Here is a 24,715-nt window from a genome sequence, read left to right as displayed (position 1 = left end):
GAATGGAGTTTGAAAGGAAGGTTAAGGAAGGGGTGGAGGGGACGAAGAAGGTCCTCGTCATAGGCCTCGACTCGGCCCCGCCGGAGCTGCTGTTCAACCGCTTCATCGACGACATGCCCAACGTGAAGAGGCTCCTAGAAAAGTCCGTCTACGGCCCGATGAAGACGGGAATCCCGGCTATAACCATCCCGATGTGGATGGTGATGGTCACCGGAAAGACGCCGGGCGAGCTCGGCCTCTACGGCTTCAGGCACAGGACGGGCTACTCCTACACCGACTACTGGATAGCCCACAGCAGGAAGGTGAAGGAAAAGACCCTCTGGGACTACCTCGGCGAGAGGGGGAAGAAGTCCATAATCGTCGGCGTTCCACCGACCTACCCGCCGAAGCCCATCAACGGCCACCTCGTGAGCTGCTTCATAACGCCCGATGCAAGCGTCGACTACACCTACCCGAAGGAGCTCAAGGGCGAGATTGAAAGGCTGGTCGGCGAGTACATCTTCGACGTCCCCTTCAGGAGGGAAGCTAAGGACGAGGTCAGGGACGGCATCTGGGAGATGACGGAGAAGAGGTTCGAGGTCATCCGCTACCTCATCCAGGAGAAGGAGTGGGACTACTTCCACTTCGTCGAGATTGGCCTCGACAGGCTTCACCACGCCTTCTGGCGCTACTTTGACCCGAACCACCACCTCTACCCCGGGAAGGGGAACAAATACGAGAACGTCATCCCGGACTACTACAGGCTCCTGGACAGGGAGATAGGCGAGACGCTCAAGCTCGTGGACCTCGACGAGACGGCCGTGTTCATCGTCTCCGACCACGGGATAAAGGCCATGCACGGCAACTTCGCGGTGAATCAGTGGCTGGCCGAGGAGGGCCTCCTGAAGGTCAGGAACCCCGAGGTTCTCCACGACGGAAAGGTCAAGCGCTTCGAGAGCCTCGACGTGGACTGGAAGGAAACCACCGCCTGGGGCTGGGGCGGCTACTACTCGCGCGTCTTCCTCAACGTGCTCGGCAGGGAGAAAGCTGGAAAGATACCCCTCTCCAGGTTCCAGAGGGTGAGGGACGAGGTTGCCGAGCAGATAAAGGCAATACGCGGCCCGAACGGCGAGAAGTGGGACACCCGCGTTTATTATCCGGAGGACATCTATCCGATAGCGAAGGGAAGCAAGCCCGACATAATGGTCTACTTCGACAACCTCAACTGGCGCGCCGCTGGAACGGTCGGCCATCCGAGCAACTACCTGCCCGAGAACGACACCGGGCCGGACGATGCCAACCACTCCGAGTTCGGAGTGTTCTCGATGTACCTGCCCGGCTTCGACGAGAGCAAGGCAACCCAGCTCACCATCTACGACTTCGCTCCAACCATGCTCAGGCTCTTTGGAATTGAGGAGCCCCTCGCGGGAATGCACGGGAGGAGCATCCTCTAGCTCTTACCTTTTGACAGGTGATATAATGGAGATACGGTTTATTCCCCACGCGCTGGAAAGGATTGAGGAAAGGGGAATACCTGGGGAACTGGTGGAAGAGGCCATCTTGAACCCGGACAGTGTTTTGAAAGGGTACTCTGGTAGGAAAGTTGCCCAGAAGCGTCTGAACGGCAAAATGATAAGGGTTATCTACGAAGAGGCTCTTAACGGTGTGGTTGTGGTTATCACAGCATACATAACCTCCAAAGTTAGAAAATACGGTGGGGGTGAGAAACGATGAGGATATCATACGACCCCAAACACGATGTCATGTACATAAAATTCTCGGACGCAAAGATCGTCGAGACAGTGGAAGTTGAGGAGGGAGTGCTGATAGACTACGGGGAGGAAGGGGAGATAGTGGGCATAGAGATAATCAATGCCTCCCTGAGAACTCACTCGCATCCGTTGAACGAGATAACCGTAAGGATCGAAGAGGCCACTGTCCATTGATCCTACTACTGCTTGGATGGAGGAGATAAAATGAATGGGCTCAAAAACCTCGAAAAGGGATTTACAATCTGGCTCACGGGGCCGAGCGGGGCCGGAAAGACAACCTTGGCTGTGAAGCTCGCGAGGAAGCTCAGGGAGATGGGCTACCGCGTGGAGATACTCGACGGGGACACGATAAGGAAGACGCTATACCCTGAGCTGGGCTTCTCGAAGGAAGCGAGGGAGATGCACAACAGGGTTGTAATCCACATGGCCAAGCTCCTCAGCAGGAACGGCGTGATAGCGATAGTCTCGCTGATTTCGCCCTACAAAGCGGTCAGGGAGTACGCGAGGAAGGAGATAGGAAACTTCATCGAGGTCTACGTCTACGCCCCGCTTGAGGTCAGGATTCAGCGCGACCCGAAGGGTCTGTACGCCAAGGCCCTGAGGGGCGAGATAAAGGGCCTGACCGGCTACGACGGTGTCTACGAGGAGCCCGAGAACCCCGAGGTGAGGGTGGACAGCTCGAAGATGACGCCGGAAGAAGAGGTCGAGGCGGTAATAACAAAGGCCAGGGAGCTCGGCTACCTGCCGTGAACCGGAGGGTAGGGCATTGAATCCGCTGACCTTCGTTGGGCTGGGCTTCCTCGTCGGTTTTCTCGTGGGCCTAACGGGGGTTGGCGGCGGGGCTTTGATGACCCCTTCTCTAATCTTCCTTGGCGTTGAACCGCTAACGGCTGTGGGAACGGACCTGCTCTACGCCACCGTCACGAGGATTTTTGGGGTGTTCTTCCACGGGAGGAGGGGCGGGATAAGGTACGATATAGCGCTTCGCCTTTTCGCGGGCAGCCTTCCTGCTGTAGTTCTCGGCGGGATAATCCTGAGGGAGATTGACAGGGGAGTTCTGAACGGATACCTCACGCCGCTCCTCGGGATCATTCTGGTCATCAGTGCTGTTCTGAGCCTCCTCAAGGGCGAATTCCGCATCCCTGTAAGGCCGAGGTGGGCCTACGTTTACCTTCTCGGCTTTATCGTCGGCCTGACCGTCCAGTTCACGTCAGTTGGGGCTGGGGTTATAGTGAGCTTCACACTGATGAACGTCGCCCGGCTCGATCCGAAGGATGTCGTCGGGGTTACGATAGTCTACGGACTGGCGCTTTCGGCCTCCAGCTTCCTGAACTACGCGGGCATCGGTGGGGTTGATTACGGTCTCGCGGGAACCCTCATCCTGGGGACGATTCCGGGCGTTTACCTCGGCACCCATGTGAACCGGATCGCCGATAGGGAGAAGCTTAAAACTGCCATGAACGTGATAATACTGCTGATCGGCCTGTTCACACTGCTGGATGTGTGAGGTGCTCTTTTTGCGCCTTGCCCTCCGGGGCGGGGAGGAGGTCGGGTGGGTGGCCCGCGCATATATGGTTGTTAAAGGTTTGTTAACGGTACGAACGCGGCTTTTGTTCGCACGATAGGTTTTTATCCTATAAACCAGTACCCAACTTCGGTGATTAATCATGAAGGCCCTTATTCTCTCCGGCGGCCATGGGACGAGGCTGAGACCCCTCACTTATTCCCAGCAGAAGCAATTGATTCCCGTTGCCAACAAGCCAGTGCTTTTCTACGCGATTGAAGACGTAATTGAAGCAGGTATTCATGAGATTGGCATAATAGTTGGTCCGAACGCCGAGCAGGTCAAGGAAACTGTGCTAAGTGAGGATTGGGACGCAGACATAGAGTTTATTTATCAGGGCGACCCGAAGGGGCTGGCCCACGCGATACTTGTTGCCAGGGACTACCTCGGCGATGATGATTTCGTCATGTACTTGGGTGACAACATCCTCAGGGAGGGTATTGTTGAGCATCTAAGGCACTTCAAAGATGGGGACTTTGACGCCAGCATACTCCTTCAGGAGGTTCCAAATCCCCAGCAGTTCGGCGTTGCTGAGCTCAGCGAGGACGGGAAGACGATAAAAAGGCTCGTCGAGAAGCCCAAGGTGCCGCCGAGCAACCTCGCTCTGGTGGGAATCTACTTCTTCAAGCCCGTCATCCACGAGGCGGTAAGGAACATAAAGCCCTCATGGAGGAACGAATTAGAGATTACGGATGCGATTCAGTGGCTCATTGACAATGGCTACCGTGTCGGCTGGACGAAGGTAACGGGATGGTGGAAGGATACCGGAAAGCCCGGGGACTTGCTCGATGCGAACAGATTAATCCTGGACGACATTCAGACGGAGATACAGGTCGAGACAAAGGCGAGGATCCACGGAAGGGTTGTAATCGAAAAGGGGACGGAGATAGACGAGAAAACTGTCATAAAGGGCCCCGTAGTTATAGGCAAGAATGTCGTGATAAGGAACTCCTACATCGGTCCATACACGAGCATCGGGGACAACGTTGTTATAGAGAACACTGAGGTGGAGGACTCAATAATCCTGCCCGACAGTGAGATAAGGGATGCCGGGAGAATAGTGGAGAGCCTCATCGGAAGGGGGGCTAAGATTTTGAGGGGGAGTTCTCACCCGTCGGGTAGAAAATTCGTATTGGGCGATATGTCTCGGGTACTCTTATAATCGGAGGTGACGGAAAATGCGAGTGCTGGTTACGGGAGGTGCAGGTTATATCGGTTCCGTTATGGTGCCGATGCTTTTGGAAGATGGGTACGAAGTCATTGTCCTTGACAGGTTTTTCTTTGGCAGGGAGACGCTAAGGGATGTTGAGGGGCATCCGGGATTGACCTTGGTCAAAGATGACATACGGTGGTTTGATCCCTCTATCATGAGGGGTGTAGACGCCGTCATTGACCTTGCAGCGCTGTCGAATGACCCTTCTGGGGAGCTTGATCCGGAGAGGACAATGGAAATAAACTACAAGGGTAGGGTGAGAGTTGCGCAGCTGGCTAAAAAATATGGGGTGGAGAAGTATATCTTTGCTTCAACCTGCAGTGTCTACGGATTTCAGGATGGAATTGTGAACGAGGATTCACCAACAAACCCGCTGACAACTTATGCGAAATCGGCAGTTTTGGCGGAGCGGGATATTATGCCCCTGAGGGATAACAAATTCAGCGCAACTTTCCTGAGACAGGCCACTGTGTACGGACTTTCCCCCAGGATGCGTTTTGATTTGGTGATAAATGCCATGGTTCTGTATCTCTGGAAGGATGGAAAACTGAGAATAATGCGGGATGGAACCCAGTGGAGACCCTTTGTCCACGTTCGGGATACCTCCAGAGCGTTCATTAAGGTTCTTGAGTCTGATAGCGAACTGGTTAACGGGCGGATATTCAATGTTGGGAGCAATGAACAGAACTATCAGATATTCCCGTTAGCTCAAATGCTGGCTGATGCACTCGGCATGGAACTGCAGTATGAGTGGTACGGGGATCCGGACAAGAGGTCATACAGGGTTGATTTCTCGAAAATAAATGAAGTTCTTGGATTTAAACCAAAATATACTCCAAAAGATGCCGCAAAGGAGATTTACAGTGCATTGGAGGACGGAAAAATCAAGGATGATATAAAGACCAGAACGGTTCAGTGGTATAAGTATCTACTGGAAGCGCACAAAATCATCCGGGAAGTGGAGCTGAACGGTAGAATCCTGTGACTTTTTCCAATTTTTACGTTGTTGACTCCGTTTGCTGGGGGGAGGGAGATGTTTGAAAAAGGCCACGTCGATGAAAGTTATGTAAGGATTCCTAAAGATGAACTCTTCTCCTTTGTCGTGAATGTTCTTACAAAGCTTGGGGTTCCTAAGAATGATGCGGAAATAGTTGCTGACAACTTGGTCATGGCTGACCTGAGGGGAATCGAAAGTCACGGCGTTCAGAGGCTCAAACGCTACGTTGATGGAATCCTGAGCGGGGGGATAAACCTCCATCCAAATATTAGAATCGTTAGGGAAGGACTCTCATATGCTCTAATTGACGGTGATGAAGGCCTGGGACAAGTCGTGGGTTATAACGCTATGAAGCTGGCTATTGAAAAGGCTAAAGACAGTGGTGTCGGGGTCGTGGCGGTAAGGAACAGCAATCACTATGGTATCGCGGGGTATTACGCCCTGATGGCCGCCGAGGAGGGCATGATTGGAATCAGCATGACTAATTCTCGTCCCTTAGTTGCCCCAACTGGAGGGGTGGAGCGGTTTCTGGGAACGAACCCCATTGCTCTAGCCGCTCCGACCAACGGTAAACCGTTCTTACTTGACATGGCAACCAGTGTCGTTCCAATTGGAAAGCTCGAAGTGTATCGGAGGAAGGGAAAGCCGATTCCAGAAGGCTGGGCCATTGATGGCGATGGCAATGTAACAACGGATGTTGAAAGGGTTTTTGCTGGTGGTGCTCTACTGCCGTTGGGGGGCTTTGGGGAGCTTTTCGGTGGGCATAAGGGTTATGGGCTGAGTGTTATGGTTGATATTTTGGCGGGGATTTTAAGTGGCGGAACATGGAGCAGACACGTGAAGAATACAAGCGAAAAGCACAGTGAGGTTGACCACTTTTTTATGGCTATTAACATTGAGGCCTTTGTCCCGCTCCAGGAGTTCAGGGAGAATATGGGTGCAATGATTGAAGAGCTGAAAAGTTCAAGGAAGCACGAGGATTTTGAGAAGATTTGGATCCATGGAGAAAAGGGCTTTCTCACGATGGAAACCCGCTTAAAGGTTGGTATCCCCATTTACAGGAAAGTCATGGAAGAGTTGAATGGGATAGCTGAAAGGGTTGGGGTGGAAAAATTAAAATCCGACGGGGAACGTGAGTGAGCTTAATGAAAGGAAAAGCTCTGCTCTTTAAACATTTTGGCGGTGTCGATGCGTTTCCGCTGACCTCCGCCCCACCCTAAAGGGCGGGACTTTCAAAAGTAAAGAATGTAATGGTTAGCGAGCAAGACCCCGACAGATTCGTGAAATCATGATAGCCTTATTTGGTGCCGTGCTGCAGGTTTTGCGACTTTGAGAATCCTAACAAAGGCTATCCAAAGGAAGCAAGGGCCGTGGCGGAGCAGGCTATGAAAGAGGGGTCGCGAGGAGAAACGTGAGCGGGGAATGGGTTGAAGAACACACAAGAACGCTCAGAGAGTTTTATGAGAGAATCATAGCACCGGTAAACGAGAAACGAAAAAGCTTAAAGTGAAACTTAAGCTAACAACAATGGAGGTGGTTTTGATGCCGTTTGAGTTTAGACGGTTGGAGATACCCGATGTAATATTGATAAAACCCAAGGTGTTTGGGGATGAGCGTGGCTTCTTTATGGAAACCTACAAAAAATCGGACTTTGAAAAGGCGGGGATAACGGGGGAATTCATCCAGGATAACCATTCCAGGTCTAAGTATGGGGTTCTCAGAGGATTACACTTCCAGAAGGGGCAGTATGCCCAGGCGAAGATTGTGAGATGTGTACGCGGGGTAATATACGATGTTGCGGTGGATTTAAGAAAGGATTCACCAACCTTTGGAAAATATGTTGGGGTTATCCTATCAGAGTTCAACAAGTATCAACTTTACATTCCCAGGGGTTTTGCCCATGGGTTCGCGGTGTTGAGCGATGTTGCCGAGGTTGCCTATAAGGTTGACAACGTCTATGCGCCGGATCAGGAGGGCGGACTGCTCTGGAACGATCCAGACGTGGGAATTAAGTGGCCCGTTGAGGAGCCAATCCTCTCAGAAAAGGACAAAAAATGGCCAACCCTAAAGGAGCTGATCCAGAGGGGAGAATTGTTTTAATGAATGGGGTTTTATTCTTTTTAATGTTTAATTGAGCCTGTTGTTCGGGTGGTCGTGATGAGGGTAGCGGTAATCGGGGCAAATGGTCAGCTTGGGAGTGATTTAGTTAGGGCCTTTGGAGAGAATGCAGTACCCCTGACCCACAGGGATCTGGATGTCACGGACATTGAGAGTTTGGACATCTTAAAGGAACTCCGGCCCGATGTGATCATCAACACGGCGGCGTATCACAAAACCGATGAATGTGAAGAAAACCCCGAAAAGACTTTCCTTGTTAATTCGGTTGGTGCTAGAAACGTGGCCACGGTAGCCAAGGATATCAACGCAATCAACGTGTATATCAGCACTGACTACGTCTTCGACGGGGAGAAGGGTAGGCCATACACGGAGGATGACGTTCCGAACCCGATAAACGTCTATGGTGTGAGCAAGTATGCGGGGGAACTTTTGACGAGGTACATACACGGCGAGCATTACGTTATTAGGGTTTCCAGTCTGTTTGGAATCGCCGGCGCGAGCGGTAAGGGCGGGAACTTCGTGGAGACCATGATAAAGCTTGCAAAATCCGGGAGAGAACTAAACGTGGTGAATGACGTCATCATGTCCCCTACATACACGAAAGATGCCGCGTTGGCCATAAAGGCTATACTGGAGAACGGATTGCCCTACGGAACATACCACGTGACCAACGGGGGATTCTGCAGTTGGTACGAATTTGCGAAAGCAATCTTTGAAATAACCGGCATCGGGGCAAATCTGAACCCGATAACTTCTGACGAGTTTCCAACGAAGGCGAAACGGCCAAAGTTCTCAGCGCTGAGCGTTGAAAAGTTGAAATCCCACGGGATTAACATGAGACCGTGGAGGAATGCACTTGAGGACTATCTGAGGGAAAAGGGCCATATACAATAAACCCGTATTTTTCTTTTTCATACCTCTCCCATAATTACGGGGGACCCCCATGAGCGAGGCTGTCATGCCCTGCAGAAGACCGCTAGGGGACGGGAATAGTCTTTGCCTGGATGCAGGTTCAATGCTTTCTGGTCTGTCACGTGGGAAAGGCTCATGAGTCCTCCTAAGCAAAGCTCTGGTCTTTACGTTGCTTTTTTGAAAGAAGAGGCTTCCAAAAACGTAATATTTAAATGCTTGGTTTGGGTATAATATTCGAAGGAACATGGATTTCACCAAGTTCGTGGCTCTGTTGAGGTCCAAAAGCATCTCTGAGGTTACAGTTACCCATCACTGTGAATATCGCCTTCAGATTAGGGGAATCTCAAAGGATTTGGTGGAAGAGCTGCTTTATAACCCACAGAGACTCAGAGGTGTGCTCCAGCAAGAGCCTGAGGGGAGGTTTAAGCTGTATTACGCGTATACTGAGGATAAGGACCTGATAATAATAGTGGATGCAAGGCATGTTAAGAGCAAATTAAAATTAATCGTGGTGACGGTGTTTCCGCAACCCTCCAAGAGGAGAACGAAGGTGAAAGAATATGGGAGAGAAGATTGAGTTCAGGCCCATGGATTACGACCCCCTTGTCGATTCACTCTTTGTAGTGGTGCCGGAGGGTAAGTATGAGCATTCTGTTATGCTTGGGGATGATGTTATTCTTGACTTTGGCCGGCTTTCGGATGGGGATAAGCTGGACGTCATCGGTTTTGAGATACTTGGGGCATCCGAGAAGTTTGGATTGGACAAAGGCCTGCTCAGGAACATTAGGAGGCTCCATGCGGAGATCAAGATCAGCGAGGACCGGGTTGAAATGATGATTTCAATAGTTGTAGTCCAGAGAAAAAAGGAACGTGAGCGCTCAAGGGTACTGGAAATGGCAAACGTCGGCCTTCCCACGGTAGTCACTTCTATCAGTGTCTAGATGGAATTGAAGAGAATCCTCTGATTTTCATAATTTCAGGATAGTACTCTATGTGAAGGGGAAAGGCAGTATAACAAATAAAGAATATCGGGAGCTGTTTAAAGTTTCAAGGATAACGGCTACAAGGGATCTTAGTGCTCTGGTTAAACTGGGAATTTTCGAGCGTGTTGAAAAAGGCAGGTATAAACTAAAGACTCCCCATGAGTCAAATATGAGTCAACCATGAGTCAAATGAGTCAAAAAGGTGACCCCCATGAGCGAGGTGACCCAAAAGGTTAAAAGGGACGAATCTATAATAGATACTGGAGACAGTATTAGGCAGAATGTTTCGCCCGCTCCCCTGTGAAGCCCGTCCGATGACAGGAGGGGGCAGATGAGCGGGTGTGTCTCTGGTTCTTTTTAATGTTTTAGCCCTCTTCTCCGGAGATTAACGTAATTATCGGCTATTGTTATCAGGATTTTCCTCTGCAGGTAATACTCCAGCTTTTTCTCAATTTGCTTTTGAATGGAAACATCTTTTTCCTTCCCTGCTCTCCAAAGCTTTTGTTTTAACTCTTCTATGGCTGGAGCAATATCGCCTTCCTTTGCAATTGAGATCTGCATATCTCCGAATCTATCCACAACAGCCCTCCAGAGTTTATCATCCACCACAATCTCCAGTCCAAAACGGGCATAGTATTCAACATCCTCCCAGAAATAGTGGTCAATCTTGGAGTAGTACCTAAGCTCAAGGCGGTATTTCCTCACGGCTTTTTCCAGCCTTGGCTTAAACTCGTCCTTTAAATACCGGTTTCTGTTTCTTTTGACCTCCCTAAAATGTCTTATTCCCCTAAACTCCCTTGCAATTTTGGGGAGGTCATTGTACTCGACTATTACAATTGCAGCTGCTCTGCTGCTTTCATCAATGGCTATTACAAGCGGCATGAATTATCCTAGGTCATGTCATTGAGTTAAATTTATAACGCTTTTCGTGGGACCTTCCAAACATAGTGGCAATTTTGGGAAGGAGAAAAACCTGGAAGTATTAAGCCACATGTGCTGATTTATTAAAGCCATCATAGTTACAGGTGACCCGTTCTGGTTAGCCGTAACTTGTGTAAAGTTCGTAAACGTCGTTACGGCTAACCTTTCCCACTCCCTTCTTCATCGTGGGGCTTTCGGGGGGAACGGTGACTCCCCACATCTTCAGGGCTTTTAAACGAATATTCCAACTCCCAACCACATCCCTGTCAGCTTCAAACCCACAATTCGAACACTTCACAACCCTGCCCCCATTCGGGCTTAACTTACCCCCACATACCGGGCACAGGGAAGAAGTGTAAGCAGGATTCACGAAAACAACCTTAACACCTTTTAATTTCGCCTTGTATTCGATGAGTGATTGAAGCTTCCGAAAACTCCAACGGTGAAGGCGACCATTCATTTCAGCCGAATACCTGATTGACTCCCTGATTTCCGTTAAATCCTCTAAAGCAATCCCACCATATTTTTCCGCCAGCTCGACGATTTTATTGGCGAGTTTATGGTAAAGGTCGTTAAGCCTGTTCCTTTCCCTCCGCCCGTATTTTTCGAGGAGTTCTTTCCTCCTCTTTCCAGTCCTAATCTTCCGTTGGATTTTTCGCCTCTTCACGAAGTAGCCAGTCCTGATTTCACGCTCGTGAGTGATTATCTGGATAAACTCTCCATTCGGGAGGGAAAGGGTTACATTGTTCTCGTTCAAATCCACGCCAACAAAGGCTTTAGGCTCTTTAACCTCAACTTCTTTAGAGAAGACTACGTTTAGGAAGAGTCCCTTCGGCGTTCTAACTAACCAAGCCTGCCCGACCTTCCAATCCTTGAACCGCTCATGGTATTCTGCGGGATAAAACTCTAACTGAGTCCTCCCATTCGGAGTGGAGAGTTTTACGGTTTTATTCTCCAAGTCGAGCTTGAACAAGTGGTCGTCCAGCATGATGACTTCATTCTTAAAAACAGGCTTTCCCTTAGCTTTACCCTTCTTTTTCCGCTTTCTAAAGCTTTTGAAGATTGCTATTGCCATTTGACAAGCCGTGTAAAGGTAATGGCTTGGCAGTTCTGGATATCCCCTCCGAAGGCTTTTGTAAGTCTCCTTTTTCAGCCGGTAAAAGCTGGTGATGTTGTTTTCAAAAGCATAAGTGATGAGAAAGTTCACGATTTCACGATAAGTTTCGAAAAGCTCATCTAACCCTTCGGGTGTTTCTTTGAGTTTGAATTTTGCCGTGAGTTTGATGGTTTCACTCGGCATTTTCCAGCTCCTTTTTTGTTTTCTTAATCCAATCTTTGATGGCTTCTTCAATTGCAACGCTTAGGACTCCTCTTTTGTCTCCATAACGTTTTTTGGCGAGTTTTTTGAACTCCTCAAGGGTTTCTTCACTGATGACGAAAGTTGCTTTAGGCATTACTAACTACCACTTAAAGAATACTAAGTAGGAATATTTAAACCTTGTGCTAACAAAAACCAACAAAAGTTACGAAAGTTACCGACTAAAGAACAGCCCATGAGCGAGGCAAGCCAGGCCCTGCAGAAGATCGCCAGGGGATGGAGCTGTTTTTTCTCCATTATGCTGATTATTAATCCCGCTCTATCAAAATGTTAGTGTGTTACTGGAAAATTTTTCAGGGATATATTTTTATTTCATCAAGGATTCTACCAATATCTTCAACCGTCTGGTCAAGGAACTCTGTGAATCCCTTATCCACTTTGGTGTTCAGCAGGTAAACCTCATATTCATCCCTAACATTAAACCCTGCGTTAAATAGATTCCTGTTCCTTCTGAGATTCTCTCTGTACTTCTCATAATTCATGGCCGAAACAACCTTCCTGATAATCTCGTCTTTGTAGTCGGCTATTCTTAAACCATGCTGGTATAACAGGTACAGATCGTAGAAATCCCTTAATTTTTGAACTCTCCGGGTTAGAATTGCCCTGACTTTCTCGGCCAGGATCTCCCTCGGGTCATAAGCGAGGACTTCGACTTCAGAATAATCATCGAGGAAATCGTAGAAATACAGCTTGTCGTTTTCGGACAATGAAATCCCGCTTAGAAGGGTTCTTGCCGTAAGTCTTCTTGGTTCAAAGATAATGTCTTCAACTAGATTGACCTGAACCTTTATCATGCCTCCCTCTTTACAGGGATGGTACAGTTTATAAGTCACCATCTTTGAACCGCTTCCAAACTCCACGTACCGCCTGTTCTGCAGTTCGGCATTGAACTCAAGACCTATGTAGCCGGCAATAGCTTCAATTAGGTCGCCAACTTTTTGTGCCTCCCCAACGAGAGCTTTTCTTCTGCTTCTCTTTGAGAGCCCTCCCCACTTTTCCTGATTCATAAAGGTGAAGTCGAGGTCAACGCTGAAGCGGTAGTAGCCGAAATAGCATTTAACCAGGCAGGTTCCGCCCTTGAAAATGTAGTTCTGGGCGAAATAGTTGCTAGAATACATTCTTTTCAGGATTGTGTGCAGGATTACATCCCTCTCAATCAAATCAGGCTTCCCAATTTTGCTCTTCTCGGCTATCAACTGGATGAACTCAGAGTAGTCCCTCATCCTCAAGCACCCCTTTCAGTGAGTGGGGGTAATGTTTGAGGTATTCGTGTATCCTTTCTTTGTTTACCCTGTCCCAATACTCCCCCAGGACGTTTTTTGCAGTGATTCTAAGCTTTGGATTGTACCGCGAGAGGTACAGAAAGTCCAGGAGGGTCTTTTCCACATCTGAATACCTTATCTCCCCCCGCTCCACTACGCCAAACTCCAAAAGTTTGGGTTTGATTCTTATGAACTCGACGTCTTCCCCGTAAATCTTTATGGCCTTTGAACGGTAAATCCCGTCGTTCAGGACAAATATCTTAGTGAAGTACTCATGTGTGAGGGCGTTTAATCTAAGGGCTGTAAACAGGCCGTAGTACCATTTCATGCCAAGTTTGTTCAACCCAAGCCCGATAACCTCCAGCGGTTTTAAAGCCTTCTTCAGCTTGAACTCTTCAACGGTCTTTACATAGTAGAGTCCCCTGAGAATGCGGACCGCGTAGCCATAGGATATAAGATGATGCACCAGATAATCGAGGTTAACCCCAAATCTGCCGCATATCTCGGCCAGTTCCTCTTTCGTGACGACTTTTCCACCGTATCTGGACAGGATGAACCGCACTGCGATGTTCATGTTTTCAGTTTGTGGAACAACAGTTAAAAAAGTTAACGGTTGTTCTACAAATTTATGCCCCGATCATGTGTTACAGGGCTCAAAGCCATCATACAATTGAAAAAGGAACCGTTCTGGTTAGCCGTAACTTGTGTAAAGTTCGTAAACGTCGTTACGGCTAACCTTCCCCCTCCCACTCCACCACAATCTCCAGTCCAAAACGGGCATAGTATTCAACATCCTCCCAGAAATAGTGGTCACTCTTTGGGTACTTCCAAACATAGGTGGCAATTTTGGGGAAGGAAAAAACAGCATAATTACAGGTGAATCCCATGAGCGAGGCAGGTCAGGCTCTTCAGACAGGGAATAGTGTTAACACTGGTTCAGAACTATAAAAGAAAGAACCTGATCCGGTTTTTCTTTTTTGCAAGCCTCGCCCTTCAGGGTGAGGAGGTCAGTAAGAGGACGATATGTTTTTAATGCCACATGTTCACAATCTTTATGGTGTGAGAAATGAATGAAATTCTGGTTTCCTTTCCCCAGGATCTGGCGAGAATTTTAAGGGTTAGTGGAAAGGAGCTCCCTAAGACTGTTAGAATTTACCTTGCCCTTGAGCTTTACCGTGAGGGCATAGTCAGCCTCGGTAAAGCTGCGGAGATTGCAGGGGTGAGCAGGTGGGAGATGATGGAGATTCTGACGTCAAAAGGAATACCCCTCCAGTACAACGAAGAGGACTTGAAGGAGGACATTGAGACCCTGGAGAGGTTGTTATGATAGTTGTCTCTGACTCGGGGCCGTTAATGGCACTGGCCAAGGTCAGGAAACTGAACATTCTTAATGAGCTTTTTGGAGAGGTTATAACTCCGAGGGCAGTCTGGGTTGAGGTTGTGGAGAGAGGAAAAGGAAAGCCCGGCTCTGAAGACGTTAAGAACGCAACCTGGATTAGAGTTTTGGAGGTTAAGGATAAGCTGAGCGTTGAAATCCTCACGCGGGAAATTGAAGTCGGAGAGGCCGAGGCGATAGTCCTCGCTAAAGAACTCAATGCTGACCTGATAATTCTGGATGAGAAAATCCCCCGGATTATTGCCAAGTCTCTCGGGCTGAATGTTGCTGGGAGTCTGGCTCTTCTCTTTATCGCGAAGAAGAAGGGGATAATAAACGAAGATCTGGAACTTATAATAGGGGAGTTAAGAGCCAGGGGTGTCCGTTTCAGCAATAAAGTCGTTGAAGAGCTGAAAAGAATGTACAATGCCAGTGATGCAAAAATGAAGCAATAATGATGCAAAAGATGCAAAAAAGGTGACCCCCATGAGCGAGGCAAGCCAGGCCCTGCAGAAGATCGCCAGGGGAACGGGAATTGTTTTTGCTGGAACGGTTATCTCGATGTTCTTTGGATTCCTCAGCAGGGCAGTGATAGCGAGGTATTTTTCCACTGGGGAGTACGGGGTTTTCAATCTAGCTCTGACCGTTTTGAACATTGCCCTTGTAATAGCGACGCTCGGCTTTCAGAACGCTCTGCCTAGAGAGGTTGCCTTTTACAGGGAGAGGGAACCATCAAAGGTCGGGGATTTGATTTCAACGGCACTGGTGATTGTTGCAGTGAACAGCATATTCTGGACTGCCATACTCTTCGCCGGCGCGGAAAGCATCTCGCGGCTCTTCAGTGATGAGCGGTTGGTAGGGGCACTGAGAATCGCGGTCTTTGCCCTCCCATTCTGGGCGCTGGCCGGGGTCATTATCTCAGTATCGAGGGGCTTTGGAAGGGTCAGGGAGCAGGTGTATTTCCAGAATATTGTTTATCCTGTGCTCTTCATGGTCTTTGTTGTGGTGGGAGCGTTTCTGAGGTTCCCGTTTGCGTTTGTTTTTGGTGCCCACGTTGCCGCTTGGGGCCTGGCATTTCTGGCTTTGATGGTTAGTATCTGGAAAGATGACCTGCTTAAGTTTGGGGTTTCTCTAAATTCAAAGCTTGGAAAAGAGCTGATTAAATTTTCAATCCCCCTCATGCTGACAGGTATCGCTGGTTTCGTCATGACCTGGACGGATACTCTGATGCTTGGGTACTATCTGGGTTCTGATGTTGTTGGTCTGTATAACGGTGCCGCTCCGATCGCCAAGCTCTTACCAGTATTCTTGAATTCTGCGGGATTGATTTTTCCGCCTTTGGCCACCGTCCTCTACGCCCACGGAAAAATTGATGAGCTCAACAGGGTGTATCAAATCCTGACTAAATGGATATTCCTGGCTACTTTTCCGCTGTTTGCTTTGATCTTTCTATTTCCCGAGGCCACCATAAACCTCTTCTTTGGGCCCAAGTACCTTTCAGCGGCTCCAGTGCTTCAAATTCTGGCTTTGGGCTTTATGTTCCACACGCTTTTGGGGCTGAACGGCTGGAGTTTAATTGTTATCAAGGAAAGCAATTTCATAATGTATTCCACCCTACTATCGGCGGGAATAAACGTGGCCCTGAACGCCCTGTTGATACCCCGCTACGGTATCGAGGGCGCGGCCATCGCCACTACAGCGTCATATTTTGTAACTAACGTTTTGAATTCCCTCAGGCTTTATCAGAAAACCCGGATACACCCATTTGGCTGGAGCTATCTTAAGTCGCTGGTTATTGGTTTTGTTCTGCTGGGGCTGGTCATGGGATTGCACTTGAGAGTTTCAAGCATCTGGTATGCGGTTCCTATCTTGGTTGTTTTCACTGGGATGTACCTGATCCTGGTTCTCCTGAGCAGGAGCATCGATATGGAGGACGTTGAGCTGCTTCTGGTAATAGAGAAAAGAGTAGGGGTTGATTTAAAGGTTGTAAAGAGGATTTTGGAGAGGTTTGTTTAGATTTTGCCTTTGAGTTTTAGGTTTTTGATTGCTTTTTGTACTTTAAGGGCTTCGGGATTTTTCTTTTGTCTTGGCTTCTCTATAATAAACCACGGTACCTTGACTAATGGTTCTATTCTTGTTCCTCTAGGATGACCATATATCTTCAGAGGTATTAATTTGTGAAATGGCTCTCCAAAAGCTTCTCCATGATCTGAGGTTATTACTATTTTTCCATCTAAATATGTTACAAGCTTTTCTACATATTCAAGTGCAATTCTCAGGTTTTCCGTGTATGCTTTAATAACACGTTCTAGAGGAACTCTGCCTTCCTGAACTAGGTTCCATATTGTCTGGTCTTCCCATGTTTCTTTGCCGTTTAATGCAGCTTCTCGATGTTGCGAAAAACCCGTATCCTCTTGCGGTCTGAATGTTAAATATGGGAAGTGTGGTTGCATAAAGTGGATTATAAAGCGTTTTGTGGGGTATTTCTCGATGGTTCTAATAGCATATGTGTAAACGTCACGTGGATGTACAGTTTTTAGTTCTTCATTCCATCCATCCTTCCATACTGAGACTATTTTATAGAATCGTCCTTTGAGAAGCATATCTACAAATGGATTTGCAGTTATGTATATAATATCCTCGAATTTTTCTCTGCTGAAGTTTTCGATAAGGAACTCTGCAGTCATAGATCCCCTTGAGATTCTATACTCTAACTTGCCTAAGTGATATAGTTTGCTTTGTTTAATGACTGTACTGAAAATATCAAACCTGCAAGCATCTAGTATTATTAAATAATCCCAATCTTCTGAGAGTACATAGAAACCATTATTCGTAGGGTACACTATCTTAGAAATGTGATCTATCATAACATCTTTCCACCATATCTTATTATTCCAATGCGCTTTTACACTAAGAATTTTCTGTTTTATGGTGTCTCTCATTTTTTCACCTCCTTATAAAACTACTAGATACACACTTCCACATGGTTAGGGATTTGGTGTTTGTATATATGATGCCTTGATACTCATAACTTAACATTATCTGCTTCATAGCCTTTTGTGCGTTCCATCCAAAAAAATTACTCATTCCAATAACATATTCTTTCTGTCCAATGGGAAGGATAACATATTCTGCTTTCTGAATGGATATTCCTGGGTTGGGATAAAGGAAATAGTAGATATCCCTTTGCTTTTGAGTGTGATGATCAATAATAAAGTCAATTGGTGGATAATAATTTTGTGCGTGAACATTCCACTCTTGTGGTGCAACGCGAGCTGGAAATGAAATGAGCATAAAAAGCAACGCTATTAATGTAACCCCAAGTATTGCCCTCGCCCTGCGTGTGTTTAGATACTTAGTGAGTACAATAGAAACTACAAGTGAAACAGCAAATGCGGGCCTACCAATAAATTGCCCAAAAGACAATCCAAAAATAGCAACGAATGCGATTGCAGATGTCATAAATGACAACATTAGTATTCCGTATTCAAGGTACATATTTGTATATTTAATGAGGAGGTATATAACAAAAACCAATAAAATGAGATTGTATGTTAAATTAATCTTAGAGAAAATTAAAATATTTGATGGTTTTATTGTACTGGACGTTACAACGGAATCCTTGCCATGAGTAAACAAGTGAAAGACGACATTCTTTAGCTCCATAAAATATGCCAAAGGAGCTTTCAAAATGTACTCGGGCCCATTAGAAGGTACAAAAAAGATTAAATACACTGTGGTCAGAATAGAGAATAGTATTATACTCGTCAGCATCATTACTGGACGTTTTTGTTTTTCTAAGGTTAAACTGAAGACTATAAAATAGAATATGAATATTAAAAATAACATTATCATGCTCTCGGGATGGATTAGTAATACGCCTATATAACTTATAGACCATACTACAAAGCGGGCCATAAAAGATAGATTTGTGTTCAATAGTGCAATTAAAGATGTAACAAGTAAAATCTGCCCTAGCATCTGAGGGGACAGATAGTTAAAGGAATATATAAATCCTAAAGAGAACAAAATCAACATGTACATGCTTGGCTGTTTGGACTTCATACCAAGGGCGAACACTACTAGTAACAACACAAAAGAAAAGAGTATATATACAAGTGAGGCGAGTTTTATGTTTATAGACATCCCTACAGTAACACTAATTATGCCCAGTATATAAGAAAATCCGGGAAATGCACTATAGTCAATATGGCGTGCTAGCTCAAAGTTCTTACTCATTAGAAATGATGTGAGCTGGAGCATCTTTATTACATCTGGGTTGTTTACGGTATTAGGGTAAAATGAAATGGGAATTGCAAGAAAAAGAGATGTACCAATGACCCATGGAATGCATGTACAAGTAATTCCAGAGTGCCTCCAATAGAAGACAACTCCCAAGCTTGTTACAATAAAGATAGCAAGGGAGACTAAAAAGTATGTGTAAATATGATGGTAGATGATGTAGTACTCTCTAACTAACAGGACCAACAATGTTAATAAATTGACAAATACAATACTCAGTATCAAAGAGATTTTTGGACTATATCCCATGCTTATCCCCCCGAATATTTTAACATCACCAGCTTTTTTGTGTTGTGTCCAAGTTTTCGTCTAATTTTTGGATTTTCAATTAGATATTTAATCGCCCTCACGAAGTTTTCATTTACATCATCGACTATTATTGCATGCTTACCGTTTACCAGTTCCAATCCTTCAGCGCCTTTTTTGGTTGTTACTATTGGTAACCCTACAGTCATGTAATCTAACATCTTAAGCTTAACACCAGCACCTCTTTTAAGGGGGACAATTGCTATATCACACGAAGACAAAAATTTGTATATATCCTCAATGAATCCAACTGATCTAAACGTTTCTTCGTGGATTTTTGGAGAGCCTGAGCCAAAAACTAAAAATCGAACATTTTTGTAAGGTATTCTTTTGGAAAGGTATCCCCTGATAATTTCCATGGCTTCTTTATTCGGTAAGTATTTGTACGAACCGTGGAAAATCACTTTTGTGGATACTTTGTTATATGCCCTAGTAACAGGTTGATAATTGAAGCCAATGGGGGGGTATACCATTATTTTTTCCGGCCTGATATTGTACTTCTCCACAAAGCGTTTTTTATCGGTTGGTGAAATCGAGATGATGGAATCTGCTTTGACAGCAAAGTCTTCAAATATGGGTACAATACGAGATAATACCCATAACAACTTAGCTTCATGTTCAAACACACTTTTTTCTGAGTATCTATCTTTTTCAACATTATGGGCAATATAAATCATTTTAGTTCTCAATATTCGTGATAGAAAATATGTACTAATCGCTCCAAACGGTCCATTTAGGACTAACTGTACCCGGGATCTTGTTTTTCGTATGGCCCTAGTTAATCTAACTAAATATGATATATTCAGACCAAGCATTAAAGTTCCAGCTCCCTTTATTGTAGAAAATTTATAACATGATATTTTTTTATTTTTAGAAGACGAGCAAGCAGGACTTAGAATGATGATATCAAAACCGTTTTCTATGAATTTATCAACTATATATCTTACATACAGGTCTCCCCCTTTTTTTGGGTGTAGTATGTCCCCTCGGATTGGATTTATTATGACAGCTATCTTTTTTGAGGTAGTACTCATGTGAGATTCCCTCTGATATATTGTCCATTAAGCTCTATTCTCGTGTGTTTTTTCTTAGCTAGTTCCTTTGTGTTGTGTCCAAGTTTTCGTCTAATTTTTGGATTTTCAATTAGATATTTAATCGCCCTCACGAAGTTTTCATTTACATCATCGACTATTATTGCATGCTTACCGTTTACCAGTTCCAATCCTTCAGCGCCTTTTTTGGTTGTTACTATTGGTAACCCTACAGTCATGTAATCTAACATCTTAAGCTTAACACCTTCTCCACTTTTTAGTGGGATAACTGCAATGTCACATTTCTCAAGAAGCTCATATATATTTTCAACAAACCCAAGAGAGAGTACAATATCATCGTTAATCTTAGGAACTCCTTTTCCAAAGATTATAAACCTGAAGTTTTTATATTTTTTAAATTCTTTTGCAAGCTTATTTTTTATAATGACAATTGCCTCCTTGTTTTGAACAGTTCTGTAGATGCCATGAAAGACTGCCCAGATTTGATTATTTCCTTTATTGGCCCTTTCATTTTTGGAAAGTCTGTTGACTGTGATTAGTGGGGGAGCAACAATTATTTTCTCTGGGATTACTTTATATTTGTTAATAAATGTTTTTTTGTTATCATAGCTTATTGCCAGTGTATAATCGGCATAGTATACAGATAATTTTTCAATAAAGTTTATAGTCACAAGATAAAACAGTCTTATGATCCATGGGATATTTTTATCTTTTACTATGATCTTTGCGTATTCACTTTCGACATTGTGAGAGTCATGCACAATAAATGAGGTACTTCCAAAAATTTTTCTTACAACTAAGTACGTAGAAAAAACTCCCCACGGCTGGCTTATCAATATCATAGATGGAGAATGCTTTTTTAGGGCTCTAAAGAGTGCATAGTAATAGAATGGGTTTAGAAACAGGAAATACGAACCTAGTCGCATATTTTTTATTTTCACAAAGTCGAACGCGTAGAAATGATATCTGACACCATGTTCTTTGCTATTCTTTAAATCTGAAGGCTCAATAATTATGATTTCTTTGTCTTTGGTCAGTAAACGTGCAAGGGTGGATATTCTGCTCTCTACACCTTCGGTTGGCATGTCTTTCAACTTGACTTTAGTATGTGGGGATATTATCAAAAGTTTTTCGCGATCCATAGTCTCATTTCACCTCTCAACTGCTCATTCAAACTTGTCTTCTAATATACTTTAGATTTTTCCGTTATTCTTGCGTTGGGACTTGGTTTCTATTATGCGTTGGATACTCCGTATCTCCCTCTTCAAACCCACCATGCTCTTGAAGATGTACCCCGTGACGAACCCGAATATCACGAGGTTAATCCCAGTGATCACGAAAATCGATGTGAGCGGTGCCAGCAGGTAGTGGGTCACTCCCCTCTGCCATTCCTGTATCACGTAGACCCCGGTTATAAAGCCCACCAGAAGGGCAAGGAATCCCAGGATGTACAGGTACCTCCCGGGATTGTACCTGACCATCAGTTCTATTATCGTCTTTCCTATCCGCCAGCCGTCCTTTATCGGGTGGAGGTTTGCCTCGCCCTTTCTTCTGCGGTAGCTTATCGGAACCTCGGCGATGCGAAAGCCTTTGGCTATCGTCTCAACTGTGAGTTCCGTCTCGATCTCAAAGCCGTGCTTTTCAAGCTCCACGCTCTTGTAGAGCTCCTTCGTCAGGGCGCGGTATCCTGTGAGTAAATCGTGAACCTTAACGCCGTACATGAACCTGAAGAGCGCGTTGAATATCTTGTTCCCAACCAGATTAAGCCGGGTAAAAGCCCCATCTTCGTAGTTCTCAAGTCTGTTTCCTATGACGTGCTCGGCTATCCCCCTCTCGATGGGCTGGAGAAGTTTTTCGATATCCTTCGGGTCGTAAGTTCCATCCCCGTCGATCATGACGATTACATCAGTGTCAATGAGGTTGAACGCCTCAGCAACCGCCTGTCCTTTCCCTTTACCGCTCTGAACCACAACGGTTGCACCCTTCTCCTTTGCTATCTCTCTCGTTCGGTCGGTGCTGTGTCCGTCTATGACGAAGATATTCTTATATCCCAGTTCTTTAAACCCGTCGATGACTTCCCCGATTCCATCCTCCTCGTTCTTCGTGGGAATGAGTATCGTGACGTCATCCGGATGAACCTTTTTCTCCATTTGATATGCCTCCATGCCGGCTGGTGCGAGGCCCTTTTTTGTAAACCCCATGGACATGGTGGTTTAACAACGTGCCGATTAGATTGGACATATGTGAGTGGAAGTCTATGGTAGACAAGCAAGATGATACTAATAAGTTTTTCGTCACGACTGCAGGAGGTGTTTTGAAATTTCGTGTTGGGTAATCTTAGAACTTTGTGGAAGATAGTGTCATGCTATCCACGAAAATTAGATATGATAATACGTTTAATTAGAGTAGAGCAGATAAACCTGCCGTTCATTAAACGCTGGAGAATAGTGAGGAGCGCCGTGCGAAAGAGGCTGGAGTGAAGTTCCACTCCTTTCAAACCCTCCCCTGCAACGTGCCTCATGTTCCGTTACGGTTCATGAAACCACTCGGGTCAGGCTGTCCTGGGGTGAAGCTTTCGCTTCAGTCTCTTCCGTACAGCACTCCTCAGATACCTATAGGTGTTTTAACTATATAAAGCTTTGCTTTTATTTATAGCAAAATTTTTTGGCAACTGTTGGAAATAATTTCACAAAACTGCGGGATGTGCCCTGAGTGGTTCGGAAGGACTTTTCATAAAAGAAATAAGTGATTGTGTGATGATTACCCTTTTTCATGAAACCCGCCCGACCCACTGAACGACCGACCATCTACCGAAAACTTTTTAAATCCTCCCGGCTCCCTAATTTCGGACGCGCCCCGGTGGTGTAGCCCGGTCAATCATGCGGGACTCTCGATCCCGCGACCCGGGTTCAAATCCCGGCCGGGGCACCAAAATCTTTCTCGTGGGCCCGTGGCTCAGCCTGGTCAGAGCGCCCGCCTGATAAGCGGGAGGTCCGGGGTTCGAAGCCCCGCGGGCCCACCATTGAAACTTTGCTGCGCAAAGTTTCATCAAAAAGTTCTAACTGTGTTTGGTGCTGTGCCTTGAGGTCGTGCGATATTTTAACTACATTCTCAACGAGGGTTTAACTAGTGCACGAAATTTTTCAGGGCTTTAACCAGTAAACCATTCTTGCTTAGTGAGTGTTTCATCTGTGAAGGCGCCCTTCGGGCGCCGATAAAAATGTGAAACTGCTTGAAGGGCTTGATTTAAAAGTTAAACCCATGTTTTGGTTGTACTTGACCATTGCACGACTGGTTTTTCTGCCAGTTTGATGGAAAGGGCTCTCTTTGATCAAACTTTGCTTTGCAAAGTTTGTTTGCCTGCGCAAAGTTTCATCAAAGTTGGTAGCTCCTTCTTGAAGTGCAAGTTCTCTAGAGGTTTTCTACTTGAAATCAATTGTTTTGAGTGAGAACTCCTTTAGGAACTCCTTGTAAAGGGGTTTACCCCTAAAAAGGCGCCCGTAGGGCGTCAGAGGAAAGCAAACCCCTTTGATAAGCTCGGCATTTTGTTCATTGTTCTCATCAAGAATAGGGTTCCCGAGAAGAAAACCAGAACTTTTCCAAACGCGACAATGCAGAGAGCTACAAACTTTTGGCGAAGCTTTTTCCAAAAGCTTCCTGTACTCCCAAACGTGCATTATTACACAAAAATACATACTCAGAAGAATGAGTATGTATTTATATGTCAAAAAACTGAAATGGTATTGGTGTTTTTACCATATCTTTGTTCAAAAAGTCAACATAGCCAAGCTCATACAATGGGAATAAATATCTTGACAGCGATTTTTCATCTATGCCATACTTTTGGACAATGTCTTCACGCTTTACATATTCCCGAACCCTGGTTTCCTTTGCAACCGCCGCGGCCACCTCAACGAGTTTCCTGCCCTTTTTGGGCCCCTTCGGTGCGAGGTCGCGAAGAGCGATTTTGCTGATCATCCTCCTGTATTCTTTGATATCACAGTCCACACTCCGGAGAAGCTCAAGAGCACCCCTTAAACCACCAGTCAACCCATAAACTCTCACCACATCGAAGGGGCAATCGCCGAGAAATTTCATACTCTCATTTGGCGAGAGTGGAACAACTTCAACGAAGACCTCAAACCTGCCGAACAGGGGCGAGGAGTAGTCTCCAACACCGAGGTAGTTCAACAGGCGGGACGTCGAACGCGGTACGAAGACGAAACGGAGGTGACCAAGGTCGATGAACTCCTGGAAGAACTCACGGGGATCACCGTCGTCCTTTCTCGCATAGCCAAAGAACACCACATTATGCTTTTGGGAACTCGGACATGCTGTTTCGATTTCTACCATGTGCACAGTGAAGAAATGCTTAAATATTCTCGACCCCAACTAACTTTGGTGGGGAGAATGCGCAAAAAAGATATGACCCTTCGAAAGGCAATAGCAAAGGGGATGTTCAGGGACACTAGTATATACAGAGAAGCAAAAGAAGTCCAGAGAATAAGCAGCGTGCAGTTTAGGAAGTACCTCGAAGACAACAGGATTAGTCTGTTTTAGCATTGTTTCTAAAGGTGAGGG

General features: G+C 45.9%; 28 protein-coding genes, 2 tRNA genes and 1 pseudogene. 20 read left to right on the top strand and 11 right to left on the bottom strand.

All coding sequences use genetic code 11. The annotated features are described in order from the left end of the window. Positions 1 to 2: 2 nt before the first annotated feature. From E3E51_RS10365 to E3E51_RS10300, 14 genes and pseudogenes are all read left to right on the top strand, one after another. Complete coding sequence (locus tag E3E51_RS10365; RefSeq protein ID WP_167913036.1) at positions 3 to 1,433, top strand: alkaline phosphatase family protein; 1,431 nt, start codon at positions 3 to 5, stop codon at positions 1,431 to 1,433. A 25-nt stretch (positions 1,434 to 1,458) separates the two neighbouring features. Then, a complete protein-coding gene (locus tag E3E51_RS10360; protein WP_167913035.1) occupies positions 1,459 to 1,713 on the top strand; it encodes a DUF4258 domain-containing protein in 255 nt (84 codons plus the stop codon). Continuing rightward, entirely contained in the window at positions 1,710 to 1,925 is a 216-nt protein-coding gene (locus tag E3E51_RS10355; RefSeq protein WP_167913034.1) for a DUF2283 domain-containing protein, read from the top strand. Before E3E51_RS10360 ends, E3E51_RS10355 begins: the two co-directional genes overlap by 4 nt. A 30-nt stretch (positions 1,926 to 1,955) precedes the next feature. After that, a complete protein-coding gene (gene cysC / locus E3E51_RS10350; protein ID WP_167913033.1) occupies positions 1,956 to 2,501 on the top strand; it encodes an adenylyl-sulfate kinase in 546 nt (181 codons plus the stop codon). 16 nt (positions 2,502 to 2,517) lie between these two features. Continuing rightward, a complete protein-coding gene (locus E3E51_RS10345) occupies positions 2,518 to 3,258 on the top strand; it encodes a sulfite exporter TauE/SafE family protein (protein WP_167913032.1) in 741 nt (246 codons plus the stop codon). Positions 3,259 to 3,418: 160 nt separating this feature from the next. Beyond that, on the top strand, positions 3,419 to 4,477 hold the full coding sequence (locus E3E51_RS10340; protein ID WP_167913031.1) for a glucose-1-phosphate thymidylyltransferase: 1,059 nt from the start codon (positions 3,419 to 3,421) through the stop codon (positions 4,475 to 4,477). 16 nt (positions 4,478 to 4,493) lie between these two features. Next, positions 4,494 to 5,513, top strand: a complete 1,020-nt coding sequence (locus E3E51_RS10335) for an SDR family oxidoreductase (protein ID WP_167913030.1) — start codon at positions 4,494 to 4,496, stop codon at positions 5,511 to 5,513. Positions 5,514 to 5,561: 48 nt separating this feature from the next. Then, positions 5,562 to 6,665 (top strand): Ldh family oxidoreductase, encoded by a 1,104-nt coding sequence (locus E3E51_RS10330; protein ID WP_167913029.1) that lies wholly within the window; start codon positions 5,562 to 5,564, stop codon positions 6,663 to 6,665. A 209-nt stretch (positions 6,666 to 6,874) separates the two neighbouring features. Continuing rightward, positions 6,875 to 7,035 (top strand): annotated as a pseudogene (locus E3E51_RS13180) (NADP-dependent malic enzyme); the annotation flags it as partial. A gap of 32 nt (positions 7,036 to 7,067) precedes the next feature. Continuing rightward, on the top strand, positions 7,068 to 7,625 hold the full coding sequence (gene rfbC / locus E3E51_RS10320; RefSeq protein WP_167913028.1) for a dTDP-4-dehydrorhamnose 3,5-epimerase: 558 nt from the start codon (positions 7,068 to 7,070) through the stop codon (positions 7,623 to 7,625). Between the two features lie 57 nt (positions 7,626 to 7,682). Next, positions 7,683 to 8,537, top strand: a complete 855-nt coding sequence (gene rfbD / locus E3E51_RS10315) for a dTDP-4-dehydrorhamnose reductase (protein WP_167913027.1) — start codon at positions 7,683 to 7,685, stop codon at positions 8,535 to 8,537. A gap of 262 nt (positions 8,538 to 8,799) precedes the next feature. Further along, complete coding sequence (locus E3E51_RS10310; RefSeq protein WP_167913026.1) at positions 8,800 to 9,132, top strand: hypothetical protein; 333 nt, start codon at positions 8,800 to 8,802, stop codon at positions 9,130 to 9,132. Next, positions 9,116 to 9,496: a DUF2283 domain-containing protein gene (locus E3E51_RS10305; protein ID WP_167913025.1), complete on the top strand. Its 381-nt coding sequence runs from the start codon at positions 9,116 to 9,118 to the stop codon at positions 9,494 to 9,496. Before E3E51_RS10310 ends, E3E51_RS10305 begins: the two co-directional genes overlap by 17 nt. Positions 9,497 to 9,548: 52 nt before the next feature. Beyond that, positions 9,549 to 9,722 carry a DeoR family transcriptional regulator gene (locus E3E51_RS10300; protein ID WP_346765966.1) on the top strand — a complete coding sequence of 58 codons (174 nt, stop codon included), beginning with the start codon at positions 9,549 to 9,551 and terminating at the stop codon, positions 9,720 to 9,722. A 173-nt stretch (positions 9,723 to 9,895) separates the two neighbouring features. Here E3E51_RS10300 and E3E51_RS10295 read toward each other — a convergent pair whose 3' ends face one another. The 5 genes from E3E51_RS10295 to E3E51_RS10275 form a co-directional block, all read right to left on the bottom strand. After that, the gene (locus E3E51_RS10295; RefSeq protein WP_167913024.1) at positions 9,896 to 10,420 is read right to left on the bottom strand and encodes a hypothetical protein; all 525 of its coding nucleotides are present in this window, start codon (positions 10,418 to 10,420) and stop codon (positions 9,896 to 9,898) included. A 157-nt stretch (positions 10,421 to 10,577) separates the two neighbouring features. After that, positions 10,578 to 11,759 carry an RNA-guided endonuclease TnpB family protein gene (locus E3E51_RS10290; protein ID WP_167913023.1) on the bottom strand — a complete coding sequence of 394 codons (1,182 nt, stop codon included), beginning with the start codon at positions 11,757 to 11,759 and terminating at the stop codon, positions 10,578 to 10,580. Beyond that, complete coding sequence (locus E3E51_RS10285; RefSeq protein ID WP_162840167.1) at positions 11,749 to 11,913, bottom strand: hypothetical protein; 165 nt, start codon at positions 11,911 to 11,913, stop codon at positions 11,749 to 11,751. Before E3E51_RS10285 ends, E3E51_RS10290 begins: the two co-directional genes overlap by 11 nt. A 217-nt stretch (positions 11,914 to 12,130) precedes the next feature. Beyond that, positions 12,131 to 13,060 carry a nucleotidyl transferase AbiEii/AbiGii toxin family protein gene (locus E3E51_RS10280; RefSeq protein ID WP_167913022.1) on the bottom strand — a complete coding sequence of 310 codons (930 nt, stop codon included), beginning with the start codon at positions 13,058 to 13,060 and terminating at the stop codon, positions 12,131 to 12,133. Then, positions 13,044 to 13,673 (bottom strand): hypothetical protein, encoded by a 630-nt coding sequence (locus tag E3E51_RS10275; RefSeq protein WP_167913021.1) that lies wholly within the window; start codon positions 13,671 to 13,673, stop codon positions 13,044 to 13,046. Before E3E51_RS10275 ends, E3E51_RS10280 begins: the two co-directional genes overlap by 17 nt. A gap of 492 nt (positions 13,674 to 14,165) precedes the next feature. Between E3E51_RS10275 and E3E51_RS10270 the strand changes: the two genes are divergently transcribed. From E3E51_RS10270 to E3E51_RS10260, 3 genes are read left to right on the top strand one after another with little or no spacing between them, the layout of a single operon-like run. After that, positions 14,166 to 14,426, top strand: coding sequence for a UPF0175 family protein (locus tag E3E51_RS10270; protein ID WP_167913020.1), 261 nt, complete (start codon positions 14,166 to 14,168; stop codon positions 14,424 to 14,426). Between the two features lie 26 nt (positions 14,427 to 14,452). Continuing rightward, positions 14,453 to 14,929, top strand: a complete 477-nt coding sequence (locus E3E51_RS10265) for a DUF3368 domain-containing protein (protein WP_240924318.1) — start codon at positions 14,453 to 14,455, stop codon at positions 14,927 to 14,929. 31 nt (positions 14,930 to 14,960) lie between these two features. Next, positions 14,961 to 16,490, top strand: a complete 1,530-nt coding sequence (locus E3E51_RS10260) for a flippase (protein WP_167913018.1) — start codon at positions 14,961 to 14,963, stop codon at positions 16,488 to 16,490. Here E3E51_RS10260 and E3E51_RS10255 read toward each other — a convergent pair. The 5 genes from E3E51_RS10255 to aglJ are packed head-to-tail and all read right to left on the bottom strand — an operon-like array spanning position 16,487 to position 22,335. Beyond that, a complete protein-coding gene (locus E3E51_RS10255) occupies positions 16,487 to 17,416 on the bottom strand; it encodes an LTA synthase family protein (protein ID WP_167913017.1) in 930 nt (309 codons plus the stop codon). The genes E3E51_RS10260 and E3E51_RS10255 overlap by 4 nt on opposite strands. A 4-nt stretch (positions 17,417 to 17,420) precedes the next feature. Further along, positions 17,421 to 19,025 (bottom strand): hypothetical protein, encoded by a 1,605-nt coding sequence (locus tag E3E51_RS10250; protein ID WP_167913016.1) that lies wholly within the window; start codon positions 19,023 to 19,025, stop codon positions 17,421 to 17,423. Positions 19,026 to 19,027: 2 nt separating this feature from the next. Then, positions 19,028 to 20,116, bottom strand: a complete 1,089-nt coding sequence (locus tag E3E51_RS10245) for a glycosyltransferase family 4 protein (protein WP_167913015.1) — start codon at positions 20,114 to 20,116, stop codon at positions 19,028 to 19,030. Beyond that, complete coding sequence (locus E3E51_RS10240) at positions 20,113 to 21,276, bottom strand: glycosyltransferase family 4 protein (RefSeq protein ID WP_167913014.1); 1,164 nt, start codon at positions 21,274 to 21,276, stop codon at positions 20,113 to 20,115. The genes E3E51_RS10245 and E3E51_RS10240 overlap by 4 nt, the downstream gene beginning before the upstream one ends. Before the next feature lie 51 nt (positions 21,277 to 21,327). Further along, entirely contained in the window at positions 21,328 to 22,335 is a 1,008-nt protein-coding gene (gene aglJ, locus E3E51_RS10235) for an S-layer glycoprotein N-glycosyltransferase AglJ (protein WP_240924317.1), read from the bottom strand. A gap of 652 nt (positions 22,336 to 22,987) precedes the next feature. Here aglJ and E3E51_RS10230 point away from each other — a divergent pair. Both E3E51_RS10230 and E3E51_RS10225 read left to right on the top strand, forming a co-directional pair. Beyond that, positions 22,988 to 23,065, top strand: a tRNA-Glu gene (locus E3E51_RS10230). Between the two features lie 13 nt (positions 23,066 to 23,078). After that, a tRNA-Ile gene (locus tag E3E51_RS10225) sits at positions 23,079 to 23,156 on the top strand. A 695-nt stretch (positions 23,157 to 23,851) separates the two neighbouring features. On the opposite strand, the gene E3E51_RS10220 is transcribed toward E3E51_RS10225, so the two are convergent. After that, positions 23,852 to 24,487: a hypothetical protein gene (locus E3E51_RS10220; RefSeq protein WP_167913012.1), complete on the bottom strand. Its 636-nt coding sequence runs from the start codon at positions 24,485 to 24,487 to the stop codon at positions 23,852 to 23,854. A 48-nt stretch (positions 24,488 to 24,535) separates the two neighbouring features. Between E3E51_RS10220 and E3E51_RS10215 the strand changes: the two genes are divergently transcribed. Beyond that, positions 24,536 to 24,694, top strand: a complete 159-nt coding sequence (locus E3E51_RS10215) for a hypothetical protein (protein WP_167913011.1) — start codon at positions 24,536 to 24,538, stop codon at positions 24,692 to 24,694. Positions 24,695 to 24,715 lie beyond the last annotated feature (21 nt).

The organism is Thermococcus sp. 21S7, assembly GCF_012027615.1.
Taxonomy (GTDB): Archaea; Methanobacteriota_B; Thermococci; order Thermococcales; family Thermococcaceae; genus Thermococcus.
The sequence above is the reverse complement of the archived record's forward strand: the minus strand, read 5'-3'. Positions and strand labels throughout refer to the sequence as shown.